Source organism: Methylobacterium fujisawaense, from assembly GCF_039619325.1.
Classification (GTDB): domain Bacteria; phylum Pseudomonadota; class Alphaproteobacteria; order Rhizobiales; family Beijerinckiaceae; genus Methylobacterium; species Methylobacterium fujisawaense.
This window is the reverse complement of the sequence record NZ_CP155000.1, coordinates 2,313,143-2,334,119: the sequence shown is the minus strand read 5'-3', so window position 1 is coordinate 2,334,119 and position 20,977 is coordinate 2,313,143. Positions and strand designations below refer to the sequence as shown.

The 20,977-nt window shown below is 68.6% G+C and carries 20 protein-coding genes and 2 tRNA genes; 13 read left to right on the top strand and 9 right to left on the bottom strand.

Going from position 1 to position 20,977, the window contains the following annotated elements:
- Window positions 1–32: 32 nt before the first annotated feature.
- Window positions 33–106, bottom strand: a tRNA-Gln gene (locus tag ABC766_RS11075).
- Window positions 107–280: 174 nt separating this feature from the next.
- Here ABC766_RS11075 and ABC766_RS11070 point away from each other — a divergent pair.
- A tRNA-Ser gene (locus ABC766_RS11070) sits at window positions 281–370 on the top strand.
- 413 nt (window positions 371–783) lie between these two features.
- Here the strand turns inward: ABC766_RS11070 and ABC766_RS11065 are convergent.
- The 4 genes from ABC766_RS11065 to ABC766_RS11050 all read right to left on the bottom strand — a co-directional run bounded on the left by ABC766_RS11065 (window position 784) and on the right by ABC766_RS11050 (window position 5,987).
- Window positions 784–1,437 (bottom strand): ABC transporter ATP-binding protein, encoded by a 654-nt coding sequence (locus ABC766_RS11065; RefSeq protein WP_043346135.1) that lies wholly within the window; start codon window positions 1,435–1,437, stop codon window positions 784–786.
- A 528-nt stretch (window positions 1,438–1,965) separates the two neighbouring features.
- A complete protein-coding gene (locus ABC766_RS11060; protein ID WP_342144325.1) occupies window positions 1,966–3,636 on the bottom strand; it encodes an EAL domain-containing protein in 1,671 nt (556 codons plus the stop codon).
- On the bottom strand, window positions 3,633–5,462 hold the full coding sequence (locus ABC766_RS11055; RefSeq protein ID WP_043346187.1) for an ATP-binding protein: 1,830 nt from the start codon (window positions 5,460–5,462) through the stop codon (window positions 3,633–3,635). The genes ABC766_RS11060 and ABC766_RS11055 overlap by 4 nt, the downstream gene beginning before the upstream one ends.
- A gap of 288 nt (window positions 5,463–5,750) precedes the next feature.
- On the bottom strand, window positions 5,751–5,987 hold the full coding sequence (locus ABC766_RS11050) for a hypothetical protein (RefSeq protein WP_085987611.1): 237 nt from the start codon (window positions 5,985–5,987) through the stop codon (window positions 5,751–5,753).
- 142 nt (window positions 5,988–6,129) lie between these two features.
- On the opposite strand from ABC766_RS11050, the gene ABC766_RS11045 reads away from it, so the two are divergent.
- From ABC766_RS11045 to ABC766_RS11035, 3 genes are all read left to right on the top strand, one after another.
- Window positions 6,130–6,372: a hypothetical protein gene (locus ABC766_RS11045; protein ID WP_043346132.1), complete on the top strand. Its 243-nt coding sequence runs from the start codon at window positions 6,130–6,132 to the stop codon at window positions 6,370–6,372.
- Window positions 6,373–6,407: 35 nt separating this feature from the next.
- Window positions 6,408–6,623, top strand: coding sequence for a hypothetical protein (locus ABC766_RS11040; RefSeq protein WP_043380487.1), 216 nt, complete (start codon window positions 6,408–6,410; stop codon window positions 6,621–6,623).
- An 87-nt stretch (window positions 6,624–6,710) separates the two neighbouring features.
- Complete coding sequence (locus ABC766_RS11035) at window positions 6,711–7,991, top strand: O-acetylhomoserine aminocarboxypropyltransferase (RefSeq protein WP_053608749.1); 1,281 nt, start codon at window positions 6,711–6,713, stop codon at window positions 7,989–7,991.
- A gap of 171 nt (window positions 7,992–8,162) precedes the next feature.
- On the opposite strand, the gene ABC766_RS11030 is transcribed toward ABC766_RS11035, so the two are convergent.
- Window positions 8,163–9,950: an acyl-CoA dehydrogenase C-terminal domain-containing protein gene (locus ABC766_RS11030; RefSeq protein ID WP_345822249.1), complete on the bottom strand. Its 1,788-nt coding sequence runs from the start codon at window positions 9,948–9,950 to the stop codon at window positions 8,163–8,165.
- Window positions 9,951–10,249: 299 nt separating this feature from the next.
- On the opposite strand from ABC766_RS11030, the gene ABC766_RS11025 reads away from it, so the two are divergent.
- Both ABC766_RS11025 and ABC766_RS11020 read left to right on the top strand, forming a co-directional pair.
- A complete protein-coding gene (locus ABC766_RS11025; RefSeq protein WP_345822248.1) occupies window positions 10,250–13,471 on the top strand; it encodes a hypothetical protein in 3,222 nt (1,073 codons plus the stop codon).
- 136 nt (window positions 13,472–13,607) lie between these two features.
- Window positions 13,608–14,045, top strand: coding sequence for a DUF3429 domain-containing protein (locus ABC766_RS11020; protein WP_043346119.1), 438 nt, complete (start codon window positions 13,608–13,610; stop codon window positions 14,043–14,045).
- A 38-nt stretch (window positions 14,046–14,083) separates the two neighbouring features.
- Here the strand turns inward: ABC766_RS11020 and ABC766_RS11015 are convergent, their stop codons facing one another.
- Complete coding sequence (locus tag ABC766_RS11015) at window positions 14,084–14,314, bottom strand: hypothetical protein (RefSeq protein ID WP_053608815.1); 231 nt, start codon at window positions 14,312–14,314, stop codon at window positions 14,084–14,086.
- A gap of 150 nt (window positions 14,315–14,464) precedes the next feature.
- Here ABC766_RS11015 and ABC766_RS11010 point away from each other — a divergent pair, with 150 nt between their 5' ends.
- The 3 genes from ABC766_RS11010 (at window position 14,465) to ABC766_RS11000 (ending at window position 16,163) form a co-directional block, all read left to right on the top strand.
- Window positions 14,465–15,193, top strand: a complete 729-nt coding sequence (locus tag ABC766_RS11010) for an autoinducer binding domain-containing protein (protein WP_287090122.1) — start codon at window positions 14,465–14,467, stop codon at window positions 15,191–15,193.
- A 164-nt stretch (window positions 15,194–15,357) separates the two neighbouring features.
- A complete protein-coding gene (locus tag ABC766_RS11005) occupies window positions 15,358–15,981 on the top strand; it encodes an acyl-homoserine-lactone synthase (RefSeq protein WP_287090123.1) in 624 nt (207 codons plus the stop codon).
- 2 nt (window positions 15,982–15,983) lie between these two features.
- Entirely contained in the window at window positions 15,984–16,163 is a 180-nt protein-coding gene (locus ABC766_RS11000; protein WP_287090124.1) for a hypothetical protein, read from the top strand.
- A 74-nt stretch (window positions 16,164–16,237) separates the two neighbouring features.
- Here the strand turns inward: ABC766_RS11000 and ABC766_RS10995 are convergent, their stop codons facing one another.
- The gene (locus ABC766_RS10995) at window positions 16,238–17,452 is read right to left on the bottom strand and encodes an NADP-dependent isocitrate dehydrogenase (RefSeq protein WP_043380473.1); all 1,215 of its coding nucleotides are present in this window, start codon (window positions 17,450–17,452) and stop codon (window positions 16,238–16,240) included.
- A gap of 206 nt (window positions 17,453–17,658) precedes the next feature.
- On the opposite strand from ABC766_RS10995, the gene ABC766_RS10990 reads away from it, so the two are divergent.
- Window positions 17,659–18,432 carry an RNA methyltransferase gene (locus ABC766_RS10990; RefSeq protein ID WP_342144897.1) on the top strand — a complete coding sequence of 258 codons (774 nt, stop codon included), beginning with the start codon at window positions 17,659–17,661 and terminating at the stop codon, window positions 18,430–18,432.
- On the opposite strand, the gene ABC766_RS10985 is transcribed toward ABC766_RS10990, so the two are convergent.
- On the bottom strand, window positions 18,433–18,618 hold the full coding sequence (locus tag ABC766_RS10985) for a hypothetical protein (RefSeq protein ID WP_043346103.1): 186 nt from the start codon (window positions 18,616–18,618) through the stop codon (window positions 18,433–18,435).
- Between the two features lie 127 nt (window positions 18,619–18,745).
- Between ABC766_RS10985 and ccmA the strand changes: the two genes are divergently transcribed.
- From ccmA to rpsT, 3 genes are all read left to right on the top strand, one after another.
- A complete protein-coding gene (ccmA, locus tag ABC766_RS10980) occupies window positions 18,746–19,384 on the top strand; it encodes a heme ABC exporter ATP-binding protein CcmA (RefSeq protein ID WP_345822240.1) in 639 nt (212 codons plus the stop codon).
- On the top strand, window positions 19,381–20,049 hold the full coding sequence (gene ccmB, locus ABC766_RS10975) for a heme exporter protein CcmB (RefSeq protein ID WP_043380469.1): 669 nt from the start codon (window positions 19,381–19,383) through the stop codon (window positions 20,047–20,049). The genes ccmA and ccmB overlap by 4 nt, the downstream gene beginning before the upstream one ends.
- Window positions 20,050–20,359: 310 nt before the next feature.
- Window positions 20,360–20,626: a 30S ribosomal protein S20 gene (gene rpsT / locus ABC766_RS10970; protein ID WP_007561677.1), complete on the top strand. Its 267-nt coding sequence runs from the start codon at window positions 20,360–20,362 to the stop codon at window positions 20,624–20,626.
- The last annotated feature ends 351 nt before the right edge of the window (window positions 20,627–20,977 follow it).

Here is a 20,977-nt window from a genome sequence, read left to right as displayed (position 1 = left end):
GTCAAAAGCGGAAACTACGAAGCGGTGACAGGTGGCTGGGGGACCTGGATTCGAACCAGGACTAGAGGAGTCAGAGTCCACCGTTCTACCGTTAAACTATCCCCCAAAGCCTACAGCCGAGCGCATCCCTACCGGATGGGGCTGGGCGAAACCCGTTCCGTATCGAGCGGCGCCGGGCGTGGGCGGTGAGATAGGCGGAATGCTTCGGAAGGTCAACCGGTTGTTCTCCTGTTGACGCAGCCTCTGCCGCGGCCGTAACCGTAACGCCGCAGACCCGTCAGGAAGGGTGGCCGAGTGGTTTAAGGCAGCGGTCTTGAAAACCGCCGTGGGGGCAACTCCACCGTGGGTTCGAATCCCACCCCTTCCGCCAGCGGGTTTCGGTCACAGCGGCCAACGCACGCCCCGCGAGGGGCGGTAGCGTCATCGGGCCAAGGCTCAGACCGGGATCGCGGGCGTACGATAAGGCCGCTTCCGAATGGAATGCGATCGTCTCCGATCAAGGCGCCTGTTTTGAGGGCGGCACCGTGCGCGTCGATCTGGCGACAAAGGGCGATGCGTCCGCGCTGGGTCGAGATTTCGACCACGTCGTGACGAGTCGCGCCGGCAAGCTGCTGAAGGGGGGCGAGGACCGGCCTTCTGGCCCCTGTGTGCTTGCCCAGGTCGAATGGCTTGGCGCTGCTATTATGTGTCACCAGCGAAATGATCTCGGGAAACGGATTTCGAGCTCCGAGCCTGTTGATTTCAAAAACCTATGCGTCGGCCGATCATAGTCTGCGCTGAAACTCAGGCATTGAGACGTCTGTAGACCTCAATCGCGTCGTTGATGTCTTCGTAGACGATTGCCCGCCCGTTCAGCAGCACGATGCCTTGGGTACACCACTCGCGGAGCTGCTCCATCGAGTGGGAAATCATGATGATGTCGGCATTCTTGCGACGGGCGGAGAAGACTTCGTCACACCGCTTGGAGAAGCGCGCGTCTCCGACCGAGGTGAGCTCGTCGATCAGGTAGGTCTCGAACGGGATTGCCATACTCATGCCGAAGGCGAGCCGTGCGCCCATGCCCGATGAGTAGGTGTAGATCGGCTGCTCCAGATAGCTCCCGAGTTCCGAGAAATCCTCCACGAAATCAAGCACCTTCCGCGGATCCTCGCCATAGATCCGGGCTACGAACATGACGTTGTCGCGGCCGGTCATCTTGGGATGGAATCCGCCCGCGAAGCCGAGCGGCCACGACACACGCCGGCCTCTATAGACCTTGCCCTTGGTCGGTTCCTCGGTGCCCGCCAGGATCCGCATCGTCGTCGACTTGCCGGCACCGTTGATGCCGAGGATGCCGTAACAGATACCTTGCTTCAGGGTGAAGGATGCCCGGTCCAGGACGATTCGCGGCGCGCCGTTGGCGCGGTAGATTTTCGTGACGTTCTCGAATCGGATCACGGGACTGCTCGTACGGCACAGCGGCCTGATGGTCTTTGGGTCGGAGGTAGAGCACCTGAAGGTGGCCAAAACTGGGAATGACAGCGGTCGGGTCAAGCCGTTGGCGTTCCCCCTGGGGCCGCCCCGATCGACACCGGTCATTCGGATCTGCGCCCGGTGTCTGGGCCGCCCGCTTGGGGACCGCGTGCGGCAGCGTGGGCCATTCGTATGCCTCCAGAGGACAAAAGGCCCTGGCTCGGCCGGCGCCGAGGCCAGTGCGCCGGAACCTAGCGCGCAGGCCGCCTCAGCCTGCTTCAGCGACGGCCCTGCCGACGCGGTCCGTGGGGTAGCCGGGGAGAGGCGATCGGAATCGCCGCTGGGCTAGGTGGCGATGCGCCGGATGGGGATTCCGGCCGTCGGCGTGAACGCGGGGCGATCATGCCCCTCAAGCCGCGCCGGAATCCATCTCGCGGCGTAATCGGGTCATCCCAGTCTGTCCCGGCAGCGTTCGGCCACGGTGAGAGGATGGCCTTCGCGGTCTGTGGCCTTTTACGCCCGCCGCAGCAGACTGGGCATCCGCAACTCCGAGGCGCGGCTGCGCGGCGAAGGATGGCGTGATCCGGACAGGCGCGGCTCCACCTGACCGATCTGATCGAGCAGGAGCGGGCGAGCGAAGTAATAGCCCTGCGCGCAGCGGATCTGCGTCGCCCCGAGAAGGTAGGCCACCTCCTCGTAGGTCTCGACGCCTTCGGCCACCACCGACATGCCGAGTGCTGCGCCGAGCGACTCGATCGCCTTCAGGACGATCTGGCTGCGCGGTCGCTTGTCGATGTCGGTGATGAAGGAGCGATCGATTTTCAACTCGTCAGCGGTGATGTCCGCCAAGGCCGACAGCGACGAGTAACCGACGCCGAAATCGTCGATCGAGACCCGCGCTCCGATCGCCCGGATCCGCGGGAGCACGTCGCGCTGAAAGCGGCCCGCCGTGAAGAAGGCCTCCTCGGTCAGCTCCAGGACGAAACGCTCCGCGAGCCCGGTCTCGCCGAGTGAGGCACAGAAGGCGGTCATGAAGGGCACATCGCAGGCCTGCTTCGCGGCGATGTTGAGGCTCACGGTGACGTCCGGGCCAAACACCTCATCGATATCGGGCATCGACCGAACGGTCTCGGCCAGGACCTGGAGCGTGATCTCGTTGATCAGGCCGAGCTCGATGGCGAGGGCGATGAAATCGCCCGGCGCCTGGATCATGCCGAGTTCGTCCCGCCAGCGCAGAAGCACCTCGACGCCGGTGACGGCATGGGTGCGCATGTCGACCTTCGGCTGAAACGCGCAGCAGAAGCAGCGGTCGCGGATCGCCAGCCGGAGCCGCTGCTCCACAGCCATCCGGGCCGTCGCCGCCTGGCTCATCGCGTCGTCGAACAGGCTGACGCCGCCCTTCAGCTCGCCCTTCACCCGGTACATGGCGTTGTCGGCCTGGCGGGCGAGGACCTCATAGGTGTCGCCGTGGTCCGGGAACAGGCTCACGCCGATGGAGGCGGAGGCGAAGATCTCGTGCCCGTCGATGAAGAACGGCTGCTTGAGCCGCTCCGAGATGGCGCGAACGGCTGCCAGCGCGTCGTCCCGATCGAGGACGGGATCGAGCAAGAGCACGAACTCGTCGCCGCCGATGCGGGCCAGCAGGTCGCTCGGGCGCAACGTCGCGCGGATCCGGTCGGACATCTTGCGCAGCAGGGCGTCGCCCGCGGCGTGACTGTAATAGTCGTTGATGTGCTTGAAGTTATCGAGATCGATGAAGGCCAGGGCGAAACGGTCCCCGGGTCGTGATCCGGCCAGGACCTCGGCGATGTTTTGCTCGAACATCGTCCGGTTGGGAAGCCCGGTCAGGGCGTCGATGAAGGCCTTGGTGATCAGCTCCCGCTGAATCCTGTGATGACGCGTGACATCGGTGACCGTGGTGAGCGTGAAGCTGCCGTGATCCTCCGCGATCGGGTGGGTGCGCACCTCGACGACACGATCGCCGATGGCCTCGACATGCGCGGCCTCCCGAGACGAGCCCGCCGCGGCGGCGAGCGCGTGGACGGCCCTGTCGCCGAGAGCGCGCGCGGCGGCATTGGCCAGGGTGCACCCTCCCTGCTCGTCGAAGACCACGACGCCCACGGGGAGCGTCTGGATCACGGCTTCGAGCAGGGTCTGAGGCGTCGGGGAAGTCGGGGCGCTCATACTCCGCCCTGCTGCCAGAGCGGCGTGGCAGCGTGTGGTCCGGCCTGCGAGACGGTGTCGCCGGCCTCGAGGGGACGGCGGAGCAGCCGGCGATGCACGTGATCGAGCGCTGCGCCCTGAGCCCCCTCCGGACCCGTCTCGCGTCCGAGGCGCACGGCGCCGATCGGATCGTGGTCTTGGCCGCCGACCTTGTTCATGGTCGCGCCCCGCCACCGCTCCACGACAGCACCGATGAAGCCGGCGCCGGCGACCGCCGCGCCGTCCCCCGCCGCGGCGCCGCTCGTGTCGTTGCGCGGCTGGCGGATCGACGGGAGGCGCCGGAACGTCATCCGGACCGGGATCGGAACGCCTTCACCGAAGGCAATGACCTCGCCCGTCCCGAGCGACGGGATGAAGGTGAGCAGGTTGCTGGCGTCCGATACCGCTGCGGCCAGGAAGGCCTGATCGCGCGCGTTCGTCATCCGCATGGCGAACAGGGTGCTGCATTGCGACATGATGGTCGCGTCGAGTTCGGCCGGACGCTGCGTGACCAAGCCCAGATGGACGCCATGTTTCCGGCCCTCGCGGGCGATCCGCGACAGGGCGCGGCGGGTCGGCGTGAAGCCGACGGAGCGATCGGCCGAGGCGAAGCGATGCGCCTCCTCGCACACGAACAGCAGCGGGATCGCGCCCTCGCTCCAGATGCCGAACTCGAACGCCAGCCGGGACAGGACGCAGACGACGGCGTCCACCACCTCGCTCGGCAGGCCGGCGAGCTGCATGATCGTCATCGGCCGCCCATCCGGATCGAGGCGGAACAGGTGCGCCAGGATCTCGCCCATCATGTCGCCGCCGACATTGGCGTTGTCGAACATGAAGCCGTGCCGCGGATCGTTCCGGATCGCCTCGATCCGCGTGATCAGACGGTGATAGTGCATCCGGGAGACGCGATTCTCCAGCCGGCCCATCCGCTCGTCGATGAGGGCAATCAGGTCCTGGAGCACGTAGGGCACGGGCGTGTCGATCGTGTAGCCGCCGGCCTTGCCCAGTGTCCGCTTCACGATCTGCCGGTCGCTCGCCTCCTTGTACTGGGCGTACTTGCTCTTCGCGAGCGGGATGACTTCGGCGAGGATCTCGATCTCCTCGTCCACGGCTGGACGCCCGCCGTAGATCACGTCGGCGATCTCTTCGAGGTTGAACAGCCAGAACGGCAGCTTGAGAGTCCGCGGATTGATCACGCTCGCGCGGTCGCCGAAGCTGGCGGCGTATTCATTGTGTACGTCCAGCAGGAAGATGCGCACTGCCGGCTTGGCGCGCATCACCTCGTCCAAGATGATGGTCACGCCGCTCGACTTGCCGACCCCCGTGGCGCCGAGAACGGCGAAGTGCTTGGAGAGAAGGTCGTCGAGTTTGATGCAGGCGGGGGTTTCGGGGTCTTGGTAGAGCGCCCCGACGGCCGCCGTGTTGGCCACAGACACTTGGTGGACGATTCGCAGTTCGGAGGGGGACAGCAGCTCGACCGTGTCGCCGATCGCCGGGTAGCAGGTCACGCCCCGGCAGAATCCAGGCACCCCATTCGTCTCAATGATCTGGCCGAGCAGGTCGAGGCTCGCAAAGGCCCCGGGTTCTCGCCCGCGCTCGTGGGCCGAGGCCAACGTCGTGACGATGCCCACGAGGATGGCCCCGCCCGCACGGATCCGGACCAGATTGCCGACCGTGACCCTCACGCTCGGTCGCCCGTTCCGGAGCCCGAGCTCAAGATGAACTTTCGACCCCTCGATGGAAGTCACAGACCCCATCTGCGACGCGGACTCGTCGTCCCGGAACGTCCCGTCGCCGCTCAGCATCATCCGCGCCCTGCTCTGAAACAGAATCAACACGATACTGCAGGGTGGTCATTAAAGTTCTGACAAAGGAATTCCCGCAAAAGCGTAATGCTTAACCGATGCTTTTCGTCTCAGTATTATCGCCCAGGTTGCGTGCGTCCTGTGCATCGGCTCGCGGTACGGGCGCACCGCCCCTCGCGATACCGGTGTCTCAGGGCTTCCGGGTATTGGACACGGCCTGAAAGCCGGCCACCTCACCGAGAGTACAGAATCGGACGGTGCCGTCGATCGCGGATGTCGGGCGCGCAGCTAGGCGGCCTGCCCGTCGCCGAAATGCTCACGCATCCAGCACTCGCCGGAAATGCGGGCTCCGTTCCGCGTTACGAAGGCGTAGGGCGACTTTTCGACGACCGTGCCGCCGTGGCTGCGGATGATCCAGCGGAAGCACCGGGGATCGTCCCTGCACGGGACGATTTCGACCGTATGGGAGTGCATTGTTTCGATCGACATAGAGCAGTAACGCCGCAGCGCGGCAATCCGCTCCATGCGACGATCGCGGAGGGTTACCGAACCGTGCGGGCCCGCACGCGATTTGCGCCGTCTTGCCGCGTCAGACCATATCGCGCCGCGATCCGGGCCGAACCGGTCGACCGGATGCTACACCGGCACCGAGCAACAGGAAGTCTGCATGCCGATCAAGGCCATCAATGACCGCAAGAAGCTGTCCAGCGATTTCAACGAGGCCAACGACGCCTTCATCGACGAGGTGCTGAACGCGCTCCAGGGCGGACGCATTCCCCTCGATCTCGCCCGCGCCTATCTCGCGCATCCCGTGGCAATGATGCACACCGACGGGGCGCAGGCCGTCGCCAACTACTTCGAGCGCATGCTGGCCCAGCGACCGAATATCGACTGGACGCCGGGGAGTTGATGACGGTGTCGCTGAGTCGAGGAGAGGACGCGCGGATGACCATCGAAGAGATCGAGGAGCTGAACCGGGCCCGCGCCGCGCTGGCGCGCCAGCGGAATGCCATCGCCCGGCGCCTGGGCGGTCTCGACGTGGCGCCGATCTCCATGGCGGAGGATCTGACCCGGACGCTGCTCGCCATCGAAGCCGTGGATCGGGCCCTGGTCGATGCGGGCCAGCCCCATATGGACATCGGCCCCAGGCCGGAAGCCTAACCGACTCCGGCGCGTCAGCCCTCGCGGAGCCTTGCGCCGAACTCCCGGGCGGGCGTACAGGCTCGGGTGCTCTGAGGAGACCCGACGATGTCCGACCGCCTGCCCGGCTTCAACACGCTGGCGATCCATGCGGGCGCCGCCCCCGACGCCGCCACGGGCGCGCGCGCCACGCCGATCTACCAGACCACCAGCTTCGTGTTCGACGATGTCGATCACGCCGCGTCGCTGTTCGGGCTCCAGGCCTTCGGCAACATCTACACACGGATCACCAACCCGACGAACGCGGTGCTGGAGGAGCGCATTGCGGCCTTGGAAGGCGGGACCGCCGCCCTGGCGGTCGCCTCCGGCCACGCGGCCGAGTTCCTGACCATGCACGCCCTGATGCAGCCGGGCGACGAGTTCGTGGCCTCGAACAAGCTCTACGGCGGGTCGATCAACCAGTTCAATCACTCGTACAAGAACTTCGGCTGGTCGGTGGCCTGGGCCGACAACGATGATCCCGCCTCCTTCGAGGCGGCGATCACGCCGCGCACCAAGGCGATCTTCTGCGAATCCATCGCCAATCCCGGCGGCGTCATCACCGACATCGCGGCGCTGTCGCAGATCGCCAAGAAGCACAACATCCCGCTCGTCGTCGACAACACCATGGCGACGCCGTACCTGATCCGGCCCTTCGAGCACGGCGCCGACATCGTCGTCCATTCGGCGACGAAGTTCCTCGGCGGCCACGGCAATTCGATCGGCGGCCTGATCGTCGACGGCGGCTCGTTCCAATGGGCGGGCGATGCGCGCTACCCGATGATGAGCCAGCCGCGGCCGGAATATTCCGGCATGGTGCTGGCCGAGACCTTCGGCAATTTCGGCTTCGCCATCGCCTGCCGGGTTCTGGGCCTCCGCGACCTCGGTCCGGCGCTCTCGCCGTTCAACGCCTTCCTGATCCTCAACGGCATCGAGACCCTGCCGCTGCGCATGCAGCGCCATTCCGACAACGCGCTGACGGTGGCCACCCATTTGTCCAAGCACGAGGCCGTGTCCTGGGTGAGCTACCCGGGGCTGGAGACCGATCGTTACCATGCGCTGGCCAAGCGCTACACGCCGAAGGGCGCCGGTGCCGTGTTCACCTTCGGTCTGAAGGGCGGCTACGAGGCGGGCGTGAAGCTGGTCTCGAACCTCCAGCTGTTCTCGCACCTCGCCAATATCGGCGACACCCGGTCGCTGATCATCCATCCGGCCTCGACAACGCACCGCCAGCTCACCGACGCGCAGAAGACCGCCGCCGGGGCGGGGCCGGAAGTGGTGCGCCTGTCGATCGGCCTGGAAGATCCGGCGGACCTGATCGACGATCTCGACGCCGCGCTCGAGGGCTGACACCGTCCCGCGCCGCGAGCCGGCTCGCCCGCCGTCGCGCGCGCGGCGCGGCGACCGAGGGCAGCGGGCACTGGGTCAGCGTCGCACGGCTGGTTTGCTTCGCGACGCTCGCAAAGGCGGGGACGCCACGTTGCCGGCCGCCGCGCTCTGGCGCGACGGCCCGTGGGACGCTCAGAACGCGTCCGCCGCCAGCGCCATCGTGCTGTCCGCACCGGCCTTGATGCGGGTCAGGCGCAGGGCGGTCTCCGGCAGCATCCGCTCCATGTAGAACCGGCCGCTCGTCAGCTTCGACTCCCAGCGCGGGGAGGGCGCCTCGGCATGCTTGGCCTGGGCGGCCTTGGCGATCCGCGCCCACATGTAGCCCAGGGCCACGAGGCCGAAGAGGTGCATGAAGTCGGTTGCGCCGGCCCCGGCATTGTCGGGCTTGGCGAAGGCGTTCTGCATCAGCCACATCACCGCGCCCTGGAGATCGTTCAGCCCGGCCTGGAGCGGCTGGGTGAATGGCGCCATCGCGGGATCCTCGCCGTGGTCCTTCAGGAAGGTCTGGACCTCGCCCAGGAAGGTCATCATCGCCCGGCCGCCATCCTTCGGCAGCTTGCGGCCGATCAGGTCCATCGCCTGGATGCCGTTGGCGCCCTCGTAGATCATGGCGATGCGGGCATCGCGCACGAACTGCGACATGCCCCATTCCTCGATGTAGCCGTGGCCGCCGAGCAGCTGCTGCGCCTCGACCGCATTGGCGAAGCCGCGATCGGTGAATACGCCCTTCACCACCGGCGTCATGAGGCCGAGATAATCGTCGGCCGCCTGCCGCTCCCGGGCATCCTCGGAACGGTGCAGGATGTCGGCCTGGAGCGCCGTCCAGAGCATGAGGGCGCGGGCCGCTTCGTTGAACGCGCGGATCTGCATCAGCGTGCGGCGCACGTCCGGATGGACGATGATCGGGTCGGCGGCTTTGTCGGGCGCCTTCGCGCCGGTCAGCGCCCGGCCCTGGAGGCGATCCTTCGCGTAGGCGGCGGCGTTCTGGTAGGCGACCTCGGACTGCCCGAGCCCCTGGACGCCCACGGCGAGCCGCGCCTCGTTCATCATCACGAACATGGCGTTGAGGCCGCGGTTCTCCTGGCCCACGAGCCAGCCGGTCGCGCCGTCGTAGTTCATCACGCAGGTGGCGTTGCCGTGGATGCCCATCTTGTGCTCGAGGGAGCCGCAGGACACGCCGTTGCGCGCGCCGAGGGAGCCGTCGGCGTTCACCAGAACCTTCGGCACCACGAAGAGCGAGATGCCCTTGGTGCCGGCGGGGGCCCCCTCGATCCGGGCGAGAACGAGGTGGACGATGTTCTCGGCGAGGTCGTGCTCCCCGGCCGAGATGAAGATCTTGGTGCCGGTGATGCTGTAGGCGCCGTCGCCGTTCGGCACGGCCTTGGTCTTGAGCAGCCCGAGATCCGTGCCGCAATGCGGCTCGGTCAGGTTCATGGTGCCGGTCCAGGCCCCTTCGACCATCCTGGGCAGATACACCGCCTTCTGCTCCTCCGTGCCGTGGACCAGCAGCGCCGCCATCGCGCCCTGCGTCAGACCGGGATACATGCCGAAGGCGAGGTTCGCGCCCGAGGCGAATTCCTGGATCGCGGTGTTCAGCGTGTGCGGCAGGCCCTGGCCGCCATAGGCTTCGGGCACCGAAAGTCCCATCCAGCCGCCGCTCGCGTAGGTGTCGTAAGCGGCCTTGAAGCCCGTCGGCGTGCGTACCGTGCCGTCGGCGTCCCGGCGACAGCCCTCCAGATCGCCTGTCCGGTTGATCGGGGCCAGGACCTCCTCGGCGAGCTTCGCGCCCTCGCGCAGGACGGCCTCGATCACATCGGGTGAGGCATCGGCGAAGCCCGCAAGGTTGTCCCGGGCATGAAAGCCGAGCACATCGGTGAGGAGGAACAGCGTGTCCTCAACCGGAGCGCGATACTGCGGCATCTCTGGCTTCCCCCGTCTGGTGCAGGCCCCTCGACACGGCCCGCTGCCTTGGCCGCATGTAACCGCCCCGCCGCCTCCGGAGCAACGGCTCGACCCCGTCGCCGCCGGACCGGCGCACCCGTCCCACGCCGCCGGTCGCTCGCGACGATTACCGGGGCCCGGTGAACCTTAACCTCGTGTTTACCAAGAAAGTTAATGGTCGCCTCGAACGATCCGACGCGTGTGTTCGTGGATACCGAATTCCGGTCCGCCCTGCGCAGAGGAAACGGACGCCGACCGCTGCCGACGACAGGCCACCGATGACCCGCAACGCGATGCCGCAGCTCGACAGTTTCGATCCCGAGGTGCTCGACGCGGCGCGCGACGTGGCGGCGCGGGCGGGCGTGCCGCTTGAGACCTGGATCGCCTCGGTGGTGCCGCAGCAGCAATCGGCCGCGCCGGGAAACCGGCGGCACCGGCGTCGCCACCGCGCCGAGCAGGTCGGTTCCGGTGCCGTCCGGCCCGATGCGGCGCCGGATCGATCCACCCCGGCCACTCCGGACGGCGAGAACCCGGAGCCCCGCGCCGACGCCTACGGCCAGGGCATCGCCGCCTTGATGGATCGCCTGGACGGGCTCGACCGGGCCCTCGACCATGAGCGGCGTGCCGCCCAGGAAGCGGAGGCGCGGCGCCTCGCGGAGATCGAAGCCCGCATCGAGCGGGCCCTCAAGGCGGCCCCCGTCCAGCAGGTGACCGAACGGCTCGGCGATATCGAGCGGCGCATGTCCCAGCTCGGCGAGCAGGTCGCCACCACGCGCCAGCCCGGCCGTCGCGCGCGCCCCGCCGCCGCGGACATCCGCAATGCGGTCCAGGACATCCGGCAACGGCAGCGCGAGCTCGCCGAGACCGCCGGGCCGGGGGCCGCGATGTCCGCGACCGATGGCGGCGTCGTCGCCAGCATGCGCATGGACCTCGCGCGCCGGCTGGAAGCCCGGATCGAGGAAGGTGTCGCCCCGTCGACCGCCCTGATCGAGCTTCAGGAGGAGACCACACGCCTGCGCGAGGCGATCAACCAGCTGGCGACGAGCCGGGATATCGGCGCCCTGGAGCAGGCCGTCATCACCCTGGCCAGCGGCATCGAGCGGGCCCAGGCCGGAACCGATCTCACCGCCATCGCGGTGCCGATCGAGCAGGTCCGGGCGCAGGTCGAGCGCCTCGCCGAAGAGGTGGCCGAGAACGTCCACAGCCGCGTCGCGGAGGATGTCCGCCGCCTGGCCGAGCGCCTCGACACCGCGGCGGCGACGGGCGCGGCCGATCCGGATGGTCGCACCCTCGCCGGCCTGTTTGCCGAGCTTGAGGAGATTCGCCGGCAGATCGGTGCCCTGGCGGGTCCGGAGCGGATTCAGGGGCTCGCGCAGAGCCTTCAGGCGCTGAGCGCACAGATTGCGCAGTTGCAGAGTCTGAGCGCCGGTCCGGACCTGCGCCCGATCCTGGAGGAGATCCGCAGCGACGTGAAGATCGCCGCGCCGGCGGCGCTGGCGGAGCAGATCCAGGCGCTTGCGGAGAAGGTCGACGTCCTCTGCGCCCGGGACGATTGGTCCGAGCGGACCGGTGAAGCCGCCGCCCGTCCGGACGGGATGGCGTCGATCCACGCCATGCTGCGCAGCCTCGCCGACAAGGTCGATCAGGTCGGCGCCCGGGCCGAGCACGAAGGGCTCGACGCCCTGGAGCGGCAGGTCGTGTCTCTGGCGGGGCGCCTCGACGCGCCGCTGAGCGTCGATCCGGCGCTGGCCGGCCTCGAGCGCACCATGGGCGACCTGCTCCGGCAGGTGACGGCTCTCCGGGACTCCGCCCCGACCGAGGCCGTGGTGGAGCGCGCCGCGCGCAACGCCGTGGCCCAGACCCTCCAGGGTTCCGGTCTCGGCACGGCCGAGTCCGGGGAGATCGGCCTCCTCCGCGCCAGCTTGGCCGATATGCAGGCCCGGCAGGTCGCGTCCGATCAGCGGCTCGGCGCCACCCTCGATGGCGTCCAATCCGCCCTTGAGCGCCTTCTCGTCCGGCTCGGCCCGGCCGAGTCCGTCCCGCCGCGGGTCCCGTCCCTCGACGAGCGCCTGATGTCGTCGACGAGCGCGGAGGCGACCCTCGCGCCCGTCGAGGCGCGCGCGAAGCCCCGCCGGGACGGCATCGAGGCTTCCCGCCTCGCCGACGACCTGCTCGAGCCCGGCAGCGGCCGTCCGCCGCGCGAGCCGCGCTCGCCCAGAGAGCCGTCGGCCCGCCGGCCGATGCAGGAGCGGATCGGCGACGCGGCCGCCGCGCGGATCGCGGCCGACGCCACCTCTGAGACCGACATCAAGACCAGCTTCATCGCCGCGGCGCGACGGGCCGCCCAGGCCGCGCAAGCGGAGCTGGTCGCGGAAGCGCCCGTGGAGCGCCGGGAGACCCGGGGCGAGCGGGCCGCGCTGCTGCCCAACGCGACGACGGGGCGGCTCGCGCGGCTGCGCGCCGAGATCGATCGCCGCCGCCGCCCGCTCCTGCTCGGGCTCGCCGCCATCGTGCTGGCGCTGGGCGCGCTCCAGGCGATCACCATGCGCAGCGCGGATGAGCCGCAAACGCCCGCCCCGGCGAGCCAGATCGCGCCGTCACGCGGGGATGCCGCCGACATCCAGAAGAAGGCTCCGGACACCGCCAAGGAGACGCCGGACGCGAAGCCGGCCGTGGCCGATCCGACCACGACCCAGTCGCTGCCGAATCCCGCTCCCGCGGAGACGCACTCCACCGCCAAGCCGGCGGTGCCGCAGGTCTCCGGCATGAACGCCCTGCAGGCCGATCTCGGGAACCTGCCGCCGGCGCTGGCCAAGGTGAAGCTCGCCGCCCTCGAGGGCGACGGCACGGCCATCTGGGACCTCGCCACCCGGGAGGCCGACGGCCGCGGCATGCCGCGCGATCTGTCGGTCGCGGCCAAGCTCTACGAGAAGCTGGCCTCGGCCGGCTACGCCCCCGCCCAGTACAAGCTCGCCGGCCATTACGAGAAGGGGTCCGGCGTCGTCCGCGATCTCGACAAGGCGAAGCTCTGGTACGGCCGTGCCGCCGAGCAGGGTCATGCCCGCTCCATGCACAATCTGGCGGTGCTCTATGCCGAGAACCCGGTCGCCAACGGGAAGCCGGACTTCGCATCCGCGGCCTCGTGGTTCCGCCAGGGAGCCGAATTCGGCGTCCGCGACAGCCAGTACAATCTCGGCGTTCTCTATGCCCGCGGCCTCGGCCTGACGCAGGACCTGATCCAATCCTACGCGTGGTTCTCGGCCGCGGCGAGCCAGGGCGACGACGATGCCGGCAAGAAGCGCGACGACGTGGCCAACAAGCTGAGTCCCGCCGATCTCGCCAGCGCGAAGAGCCTCGCGGCCAACTTCAAGCCGCGAAAGATTGACGCGGCGGTGAACGAGCCGCCGGCGTCGAAGGCTCCCGCCAGCCCGCCGATGTCGCTGCTCGGGGCGCCTTTGCCCAGCGCGGTGCCGTCCACGGCCTCGCCCCGCCGGGGCTGACGGCTTTCCTGAAGCCGGCGCCGCAGCCGCGCTGACCTTGACCGCCGTGCCGCGATGCGGGAACGCTCCGGCGGGGCGGCATCGACCGCGGTCGGATCGCGCGGGTCGCCAACCCTTGCCGATGCCCGGAGGATGGATGGCGCACCGGAACTCTGTCCCGCTGAGCGCCATCGTCCTCGGCATTGCCGGCCTCATTCCTTTCCTGGGATTTGCGGCCCTCGCGGTCTCCGGCACCGATGGCGGCCTGAGCAGCATCGGCCTGTCGCCGCGCACCATCCTCTCGGCCTACGGTGCGGTGATCGCCTCGTTCCTGGGCGGGATCCGCTGGGGCGCGGCCGCGGCGCGCAATGCCGGCAACGGCGACTATCTCGTGGCCATCGTGCCATCCCTGGTGGCCTGGGCGGCAATGGCGGCGCCCGCACCCTGGGATCTGCGCATCCTCGGCGCCCTGGTTCTCGCCTGGGGGCTGATCGATCAGGATCTGCCCCGCCGCGGCCTCGTTCCGCTCTGGCTCGGCCGGATGCGCCTCGTCCTTTCGGGGGTTGCCGGGGCCGCGCTCCTCGTGGCGGCATGAGGCCGGCGCGGAGACCGGGAGACGAGCGCCGCGCGCCGTCAGGTCTCGCGTGTCATCTCGCGCAGGAGCTTCAGGACCGCGTCGCGGCGTGCCGGTGACTTGATCGCCCGGAACAATGCGGCGGCCTCGGCGGATTGCTCGTCAATCTGATCCTGCTCTGTCCCTGCGAGCCGGTCGTTCTGCAGGAAATAGGTCGGGCAGACGTTCAGCGTGACTGCGATCCGTTCCAGAAGCCAGCGCGTCGTCGGCGGGGTCACGTCGTCTGTCATCCCGTTGAAACTCGCGTTCTGCCCGCTGGACCGATTAAAACGGCAGAGCTTTCCACCGCCACCCTAGCCTTTCAGCGTCGGCGATGCCATCCTCAGGTTGCGCTCGATGTATCATTTGTCGCAATGCGTGCACCAACGTTGAGATCGGGCATGCCGCATTCGAAGCACCTGGACAGGACCTTCAGCGTGTTGCGCGATCTGGAGCGGGCTGCGGCGCCCGACGAGATCGCGCGATTGCTGGTCGACGCCTTCACCCGCTACGGGGTGTCGTACGTGATGGCCGGGATCGTTCCGACGCCTGGCCTGCCGGCGCGGCGGCATGCCGGATTCGTCCTCACGAGCACCATGCCGGAGGGGTGGGCACGCCGGTACGTGACGCGGGGCTACGCGCTCCATGATCCCACGGTCCGGCGGCTCTGTACCAGCGCGACGCCCTTCGACTGGAGCACCGTGCCGCCGGACACGCCGACGGCGAGCCGCATCATGAACGAGGCCGGCGATTTCGGTATCCGCGCCGGCATCACGATCCCGTTCGTGACCCTCGATGGCGAGCCGGGCGGGATCAGCGTATCCGGGGAGCGGATCGAGATCGATCCGGCCGAGCGCGTCGCGGTCAATCTGGTGGCGACCTACGCGGTCGGCCAGCTCCTGCTGATGAACAGCCGCCCCTCCGCGCAGGCGCCGGCGCGCCTCTCGCCGCGGGAGCGCGAGACCCTCCAATGGGCGGCCGAGGGCAAGACCGATGTCGAGATCGGTATGGTCATGGGCATCACGGCAGCCGGGGTCGACTACCATCTGCGCTCGGCGCGGGCGAAGCTCGATACCGTCAACCGCGCCCACACCGTGGCGCAGGCGCTGCGTGCCGGCCTAATCACGTAGGGCCGGCACGGTCGGCTCCGGAGCGCGCGCGAGCGCGACCCGCTCGGGCCCGGCAAGGTCTTGGCCCGATGGGCCCTCACGCACGCAAACCCTACGGTTTCTCGTAGTACCCAGGTCTTCGCGAAACGAAGAAAACCCACGTCAATCCAACGTGAGGTTACTTCGTGATCCATATCGTCACCCCCGCCAACGCGCATCGCTACGCCGATGCGATGGAGCAGGCCTGGCGCCTGCGCCACGACATCTTCGTGGCAGAGAAAGGCTGGACCGAACTCGCCCGCCCGGATGGCCGGGAGATCGACCAGTTCGACACGCCGCATGCGGTCCACTTCCTCGCCATGGAGGGCGACGCCGTCGTCGGCTACAGCCGCCTGCTGCCGACGACGCGCCCGCATCTTCTGTCCGATGTCCTGCCTCAGCTCTGCGAGGTCGAGCGGCCGGTCGGCCCGCAGATCTGGGAATGGACCCGCCAGGGCGTGGCGCGCTCGCACCGTTCGAAGGGCCGTGTGGTCAACCCGGTCTCGATCGCGCTGCTCACCGGCATCGTCGAATGGGGGCTCGCCCACGGGGTCAACAGCCTGCTGCTGCAGATGCCGACCCTCTACATGATCCACGTGATCCAGCTGCATTTCCGCCCGCAGCCCCTTGGCCTGCCGGTTCAGATCGCCGGCGAGGAGATCATGGCGGCCACAGCCCGGTTCGATGCCCGAACCCTCGCCAAGCTGCGCGCGGTCCGCGGCGACAGCAACTCGGTCCTGGTCTCCGAACCCGCTTACCTGGTGGCTTGAGGATGATGTTCGACAGCAAGGACATGGCGTTGGACGCGCTCGCCGCACAGTGCCTGCGGGTGCGCGAACTCGTCGACACGGTCGGAGACCCGCTGATGCGGGCCGCCATCGACCTCCTGCTTCTCGAGGTCGCCCGGGCCCTGGCCGAGACCAGCCCGCAGGAGCGCGCAGGCGGGGCGTGAAGCGGTCGCCGGCGGAGCGCTGATACGAAACGGCGGGCGTCCCGGACGACGCCCGCCGCTCTTTGGTCCGGGGTTCAGGCGCCCATCGCCGTCTTCAGGTTCTGGTCGACCTTGTCGAGGAAGCCGGTGGTCGAGAGCCACTTCTGATCGGGGCCGACGAGCAGCGCGAGGTCCTTGGTCATGTGACCCGCCTCGACCGTGTCGACGCAGACCTTCTCCAGGGTCGCGGAGAACTTGGCGAGATCGTCGTTGCCGTCGAGCTTGGCCCGGTGCGACAGGCCGCGGGTCCAGGCGAAGATCGACGCGATCGAGTTGGTCGAGGTCTCGCGGCCCTTCTGGTGCTCGCGATAGTGGCGGGTGACGGTGCCGTGGGCAGCCTCGGCCTCCACGGTCTGGCCATCCGGCGTCATCAGCACGGAGGTCATCAGGCCGAGGGAGCCGAAGCCCTGGGCGGCCGTATCGGACTGCACGTCGCCGTCGTAGTTCTTGCAGGCCCAGACGTAGCCGCCCGACCACTTGAGGCACGAGGCGACCATATCGTCGATCAGGCGGTGCTCGTAGGTGAGGCCGAGCGCCTTGAACTTCGCCTCGAACTCCTCCTCGTAGACCTTCTGGAACAGGTCCTTGAACCGGCCGTCATAGACCTTGAGAATGGTGTTCTTGGTCGACAGGTAGACCGGGTATTTGCGCGCCAGGCCGTAGTTCATCGAGGCGCGGGCGAAGTCGATGATCGACTGGTCGAGGTTGTACATCGACATGGCGACGCCGGCGTCGGGGAACTTGAACACCTCCTTCTCGATGACCGTGCCGTCATCGCCCTCGAACTTGATGGTCAGGCGGCCCTTGCCGGGCACCTTGAAGTCGGTGGCGCGGTACTGGTCGCCGTAGGCGTGGCGGCCGATCACGAAGGGCTGGGTCCAGCCGGGGACGAGGCGCGGCACGTTCTTGCAGATGATCGGCTCGCGGAAGATCACGCCGCCCAGGATGTTGCGGATCGTGCCGTTGGGCGACCGCCACATCTCCTTGAGGTTGAACTCCTTCACGCGGGCCTCGTCCGGCGTGATGGTGGCGCATTTCACGCCGACGCCGTGGCGCTTGATCGCCTCGGCGGCGTCGACCGTGACCTTGTCGTTGGTGGCGTCGCGGTGCTCGACGCCGAGGTCGTAGTATTCGAGATCGACATCGAGATAGGGGTGGATCAGCTTGTTCTTGATCTCGGCCCAGATGATCCGGGTCATCTCGTCGCCGTCGAGCTCGACGACGGGGTTCGCTACCTTGATCTTCGCCATGGACCGATGCCTTCCCGCGTTGTCCCCGCGCACGGCATGCAAGGGCCGTGCGGTCGTCGACCCGAGTGCCCTGTGGGGCGCCCCGGGCCGGAATCGCCCCGCGACATAGCGCGGGCCACCCGGCGACGGAAGGCGCGCACTGTCATCCGGCCGGCTTCGTCACCCGACCCTCGACGGCGCGGGGCTGCCCGTGTCAGACGGCCCGCATGACGAGCCGAGACGTGCCGGGCGACGCCCCGAGGAAGGTCACCGAACTCCCGCCGGGGATCGCCCCGGCCGTGATCCTGGTGGAGCCGCAGCTCGCCGAGAATATCGGCATGACGGCGCGCGCCATGGCGAATTTCGGCCTGTCGGAGCTGCGCCTCGTCAATCCGAAGAACGGCTGGCCCAAGAAGGGGGTGCGCGAGTCGGCCTCCGGTGCGACGCATGTCCTGGACCGGGCGACGATCTTCGGCAGCGTCGCCGAAGCCATCGCCGATTGCCGGTACGTGCTGGCGACCACGGCGCGGGAGCGCGGGCAGATGAAGCGGGTCTTCGCCCCCGAGGAGGCCATGGGCGAACTCGTGGCGCGGGAAGGGCAGCGCACCGCGGTGATGTTCGGCCGCGAGCGGGTCGGGCTCACCAACGACGAGGTGTCGCTCGCCGACGCGATCATCACCTTCCCGGTCTCACCGGATTTTCCGTCGCTCAACCTCGCGCAGGCGGTGCTGCTGGTCGGCTACACGTGGCGGCAGGCGAGCGGCCGGGCCCGGCTGCCCTTCTCGGGCGAGCTTCTCTCGCCGCCGGCGACCCGCGAGGCGCTGGTCGCGCTGTTCGGAAGCCTCGAGGCCGCGCTCGACGCGGCGGGCTTCTATCCGCCGGAGAAGAAAGAGATCATCGCCCGCAACATGCGCGACATGCTCCATCGCATGAGCCTGACCGAGCAGGATGTGCGGACGTTTCGCGGTGCCCTGCGGGCCCTGACCCGCAAGGGAGCCTGATCAGCCGGAGGCCGACTTCATCTCCGGAGGCTTGCCGCCGCCGAAGCATCGGCCGACCGCCTCCCAGAACGCCGCCTGCTCCTCGGGGGTGCATTGCGCCATGCGCGCCTCGACCTTGGCGCGGCCGGCCACCGCATCGGGCGTCGCGGCCACCTCGGACTCGCTCGGGTTTCTCGCCTCGGCCATGGGCAATCCTCCGTTGCAGAACGAAAGCTCAGCTGGGCCGTGCGGTTCCGTTCCGCGGCGCAATCGGGCATGGAGTCGGCGGTTCGCGGAGCGGCTGCGCGGCAGCGGGACGAGGGCGGGGTATCGGGTGCGGCTCAGCGTGGACAATCTGGCCTGCCGCCGCTCCGGCCGCCGCATCTTCTCCAACCTGTCCTTCGCCCTCGGACCCGGCGATGCCCTTGCGATCACCGGGCGGAACGGTGCGGGCAAATCGAGCCTGCTCGCCATCCTGTCGGGCCGGTTGCGGGCCGATGCCGGGCGGATCGCCGTCGCCGAGGTCGGGGAAGCGAGCCTGCCCGAATGCCTGCATGCCGTCGGCCATCGCGACGGATTGAAGAGTGCCCTCACGGCGGGCGAGAACCTCCTGTTCGCGCAACGGCTCCTGGGTGCGCCGCGCTTGGATCCGCGCGGCGCGCTGGAGCGGCTCGGCCTCGGTCACGCCCACGATCTGCCGGTGGCCTATCTCTCTGCGGGACAGCGGCGGCGTGTGGCCCTGGCGCGGCTCCTCGTCTGCGCCCGGCCGCTCTGGCTCCTGGACGAGCCCACCGCAGCCCTCGATACGGCCTCGCAGGCGGTGCTCGCCGAACTGATGGAAGGACATCGGGCCGGCGGTGGCCTCGTGATCGCCGCCACCCACCAATCCCTCGGCCTCGCCGGCGCGGCGGAACTGCGCATCGAGGCTTCCGCCGCGGCGCCCGTGGCCGACGTCCCCGAGGATTGGGCATGATCCGCGCGGTCCTCGCCCTCATCGCCCGCGACCTGCGCCTCGCCGGCCGGGTCGGCGGCTCCGGTGCCCTGTCGCTGGTCTTCTTCCTGATGATCGTCGCCCTGGTCCCCTTCGCGCTCGGGCCGGACCTGAACCTGCTGTCGCGGATCGGTCCCGCGATCCTGTGGCTGGCCGCGGTGCTGTCGACCCTGATCGGCCTCGACCGCCTGTTCCAGGCCGACGAGGAGGACGGTTCCCTCGACCTGATGACCGCCGCGCCGGTGCCCCTCGAACTGGTGGTGCTCGCCAAGGTGACGGCCCATTGGCTGACCACCGGCCTGCCGCTCGCGCTCGCCGCGCCGCTGTTCGGTCTGCTGGTGGCCCTCGACGGTACCGCCATGGGCGCTTCAGCGCTGACGCTGCTCGCCGGCACGCCGGCTCTCAGCTTCATCGGCGCGGTGGGCGCCGCGCTCACGGCCTCGATCCGGCGGGGCGGACTGATCCTCGCCGTGCTGGTTCTGCCGCTGATGATCCCGACGCTGATCTTCGGCGTCTCGGCCGCGCAGGCGGCGAGCGGGGGGACGGTGCCGTTCCTCGTGCCGCTGGCCGTGCTCGGAGCACTGACGTTGATCGCTGCCGTGGTCGGAACGCTGGCGGCGGCGGCGGCGCTGCGTTGGCCGGAATAGCCGAAGCTCTCTTGCGCAACGCGGCCAGCACTCATCGTTGCGCCAGCAGTGCCGGCTTCTTCGTTCCGATGTCTTCGGTCGGGCCGGTCGAATGCTGTCCGGGTCCTCGGCTGTGGCCGAAGCCGGCGACCGGATTTGGCTCCGGGCGCGTTGACGCGCGGCGCCCCCCTCACTATAGAAGCCGCTTCGCCGAGAGGCCGCGCTTTCGCGCGCGCTGCGTCTCGGCCATCGCCAGACAACCTGACGCGACGACCGATTTCCGGCCAAGCCGGCCCGTCGGCATCGCCCGACGAGAAACACGAGGACTTACATGGCCAACACCGCTTCGGCCAAGAAGATGACCCGCAAGATCGCCAAGCGCACGGCGATCAACCGCTCGCGCCGCTCGCGCATGCGGACCTTCGTCCGCAAGGTCGAGGAGGCCATCGCCACCGGCAACCAGCAGGACGCGCTCGCCGCCCTCCGCGCTGCCGAGCCCGAGATGATGCGCGCCGCCCAGCACGGCATCGTTCACAAGAACAACGCCTCGCGGAAGGTCTCGCGCCTCGCCGCCCGTGTGAAGGCGCTGGCCGCCTAACGCCCACGCACCACCGAGACGGTTTCAAGCCCGGCCTTCGCGCCGGGCTTTTTCGTGCGCGCTGTCCGGGCGCAATCGCTCGATGCCGGCTCCGTGCGGCCGCCGAAACCGTTAACCCTATCCAAGAATCAACGCGATTGCAGAGTCCGGAAACGGCGTGTAGCTTAACAGAAACTGACACCGGGCAAGCAAAACACGACGATTTCGGGACTCAAGCGAATCAATCTGATTCGCCAAGACTCTAGCGCTCGTGTTCAGCCGTGCCGGGAACACTTCCGAATGGGAATCCGCGCCGTCCCCACAAGTCCCACTGTTAAAGGAACCGTAGGTAATTGTTGATAGGCTCTCCCA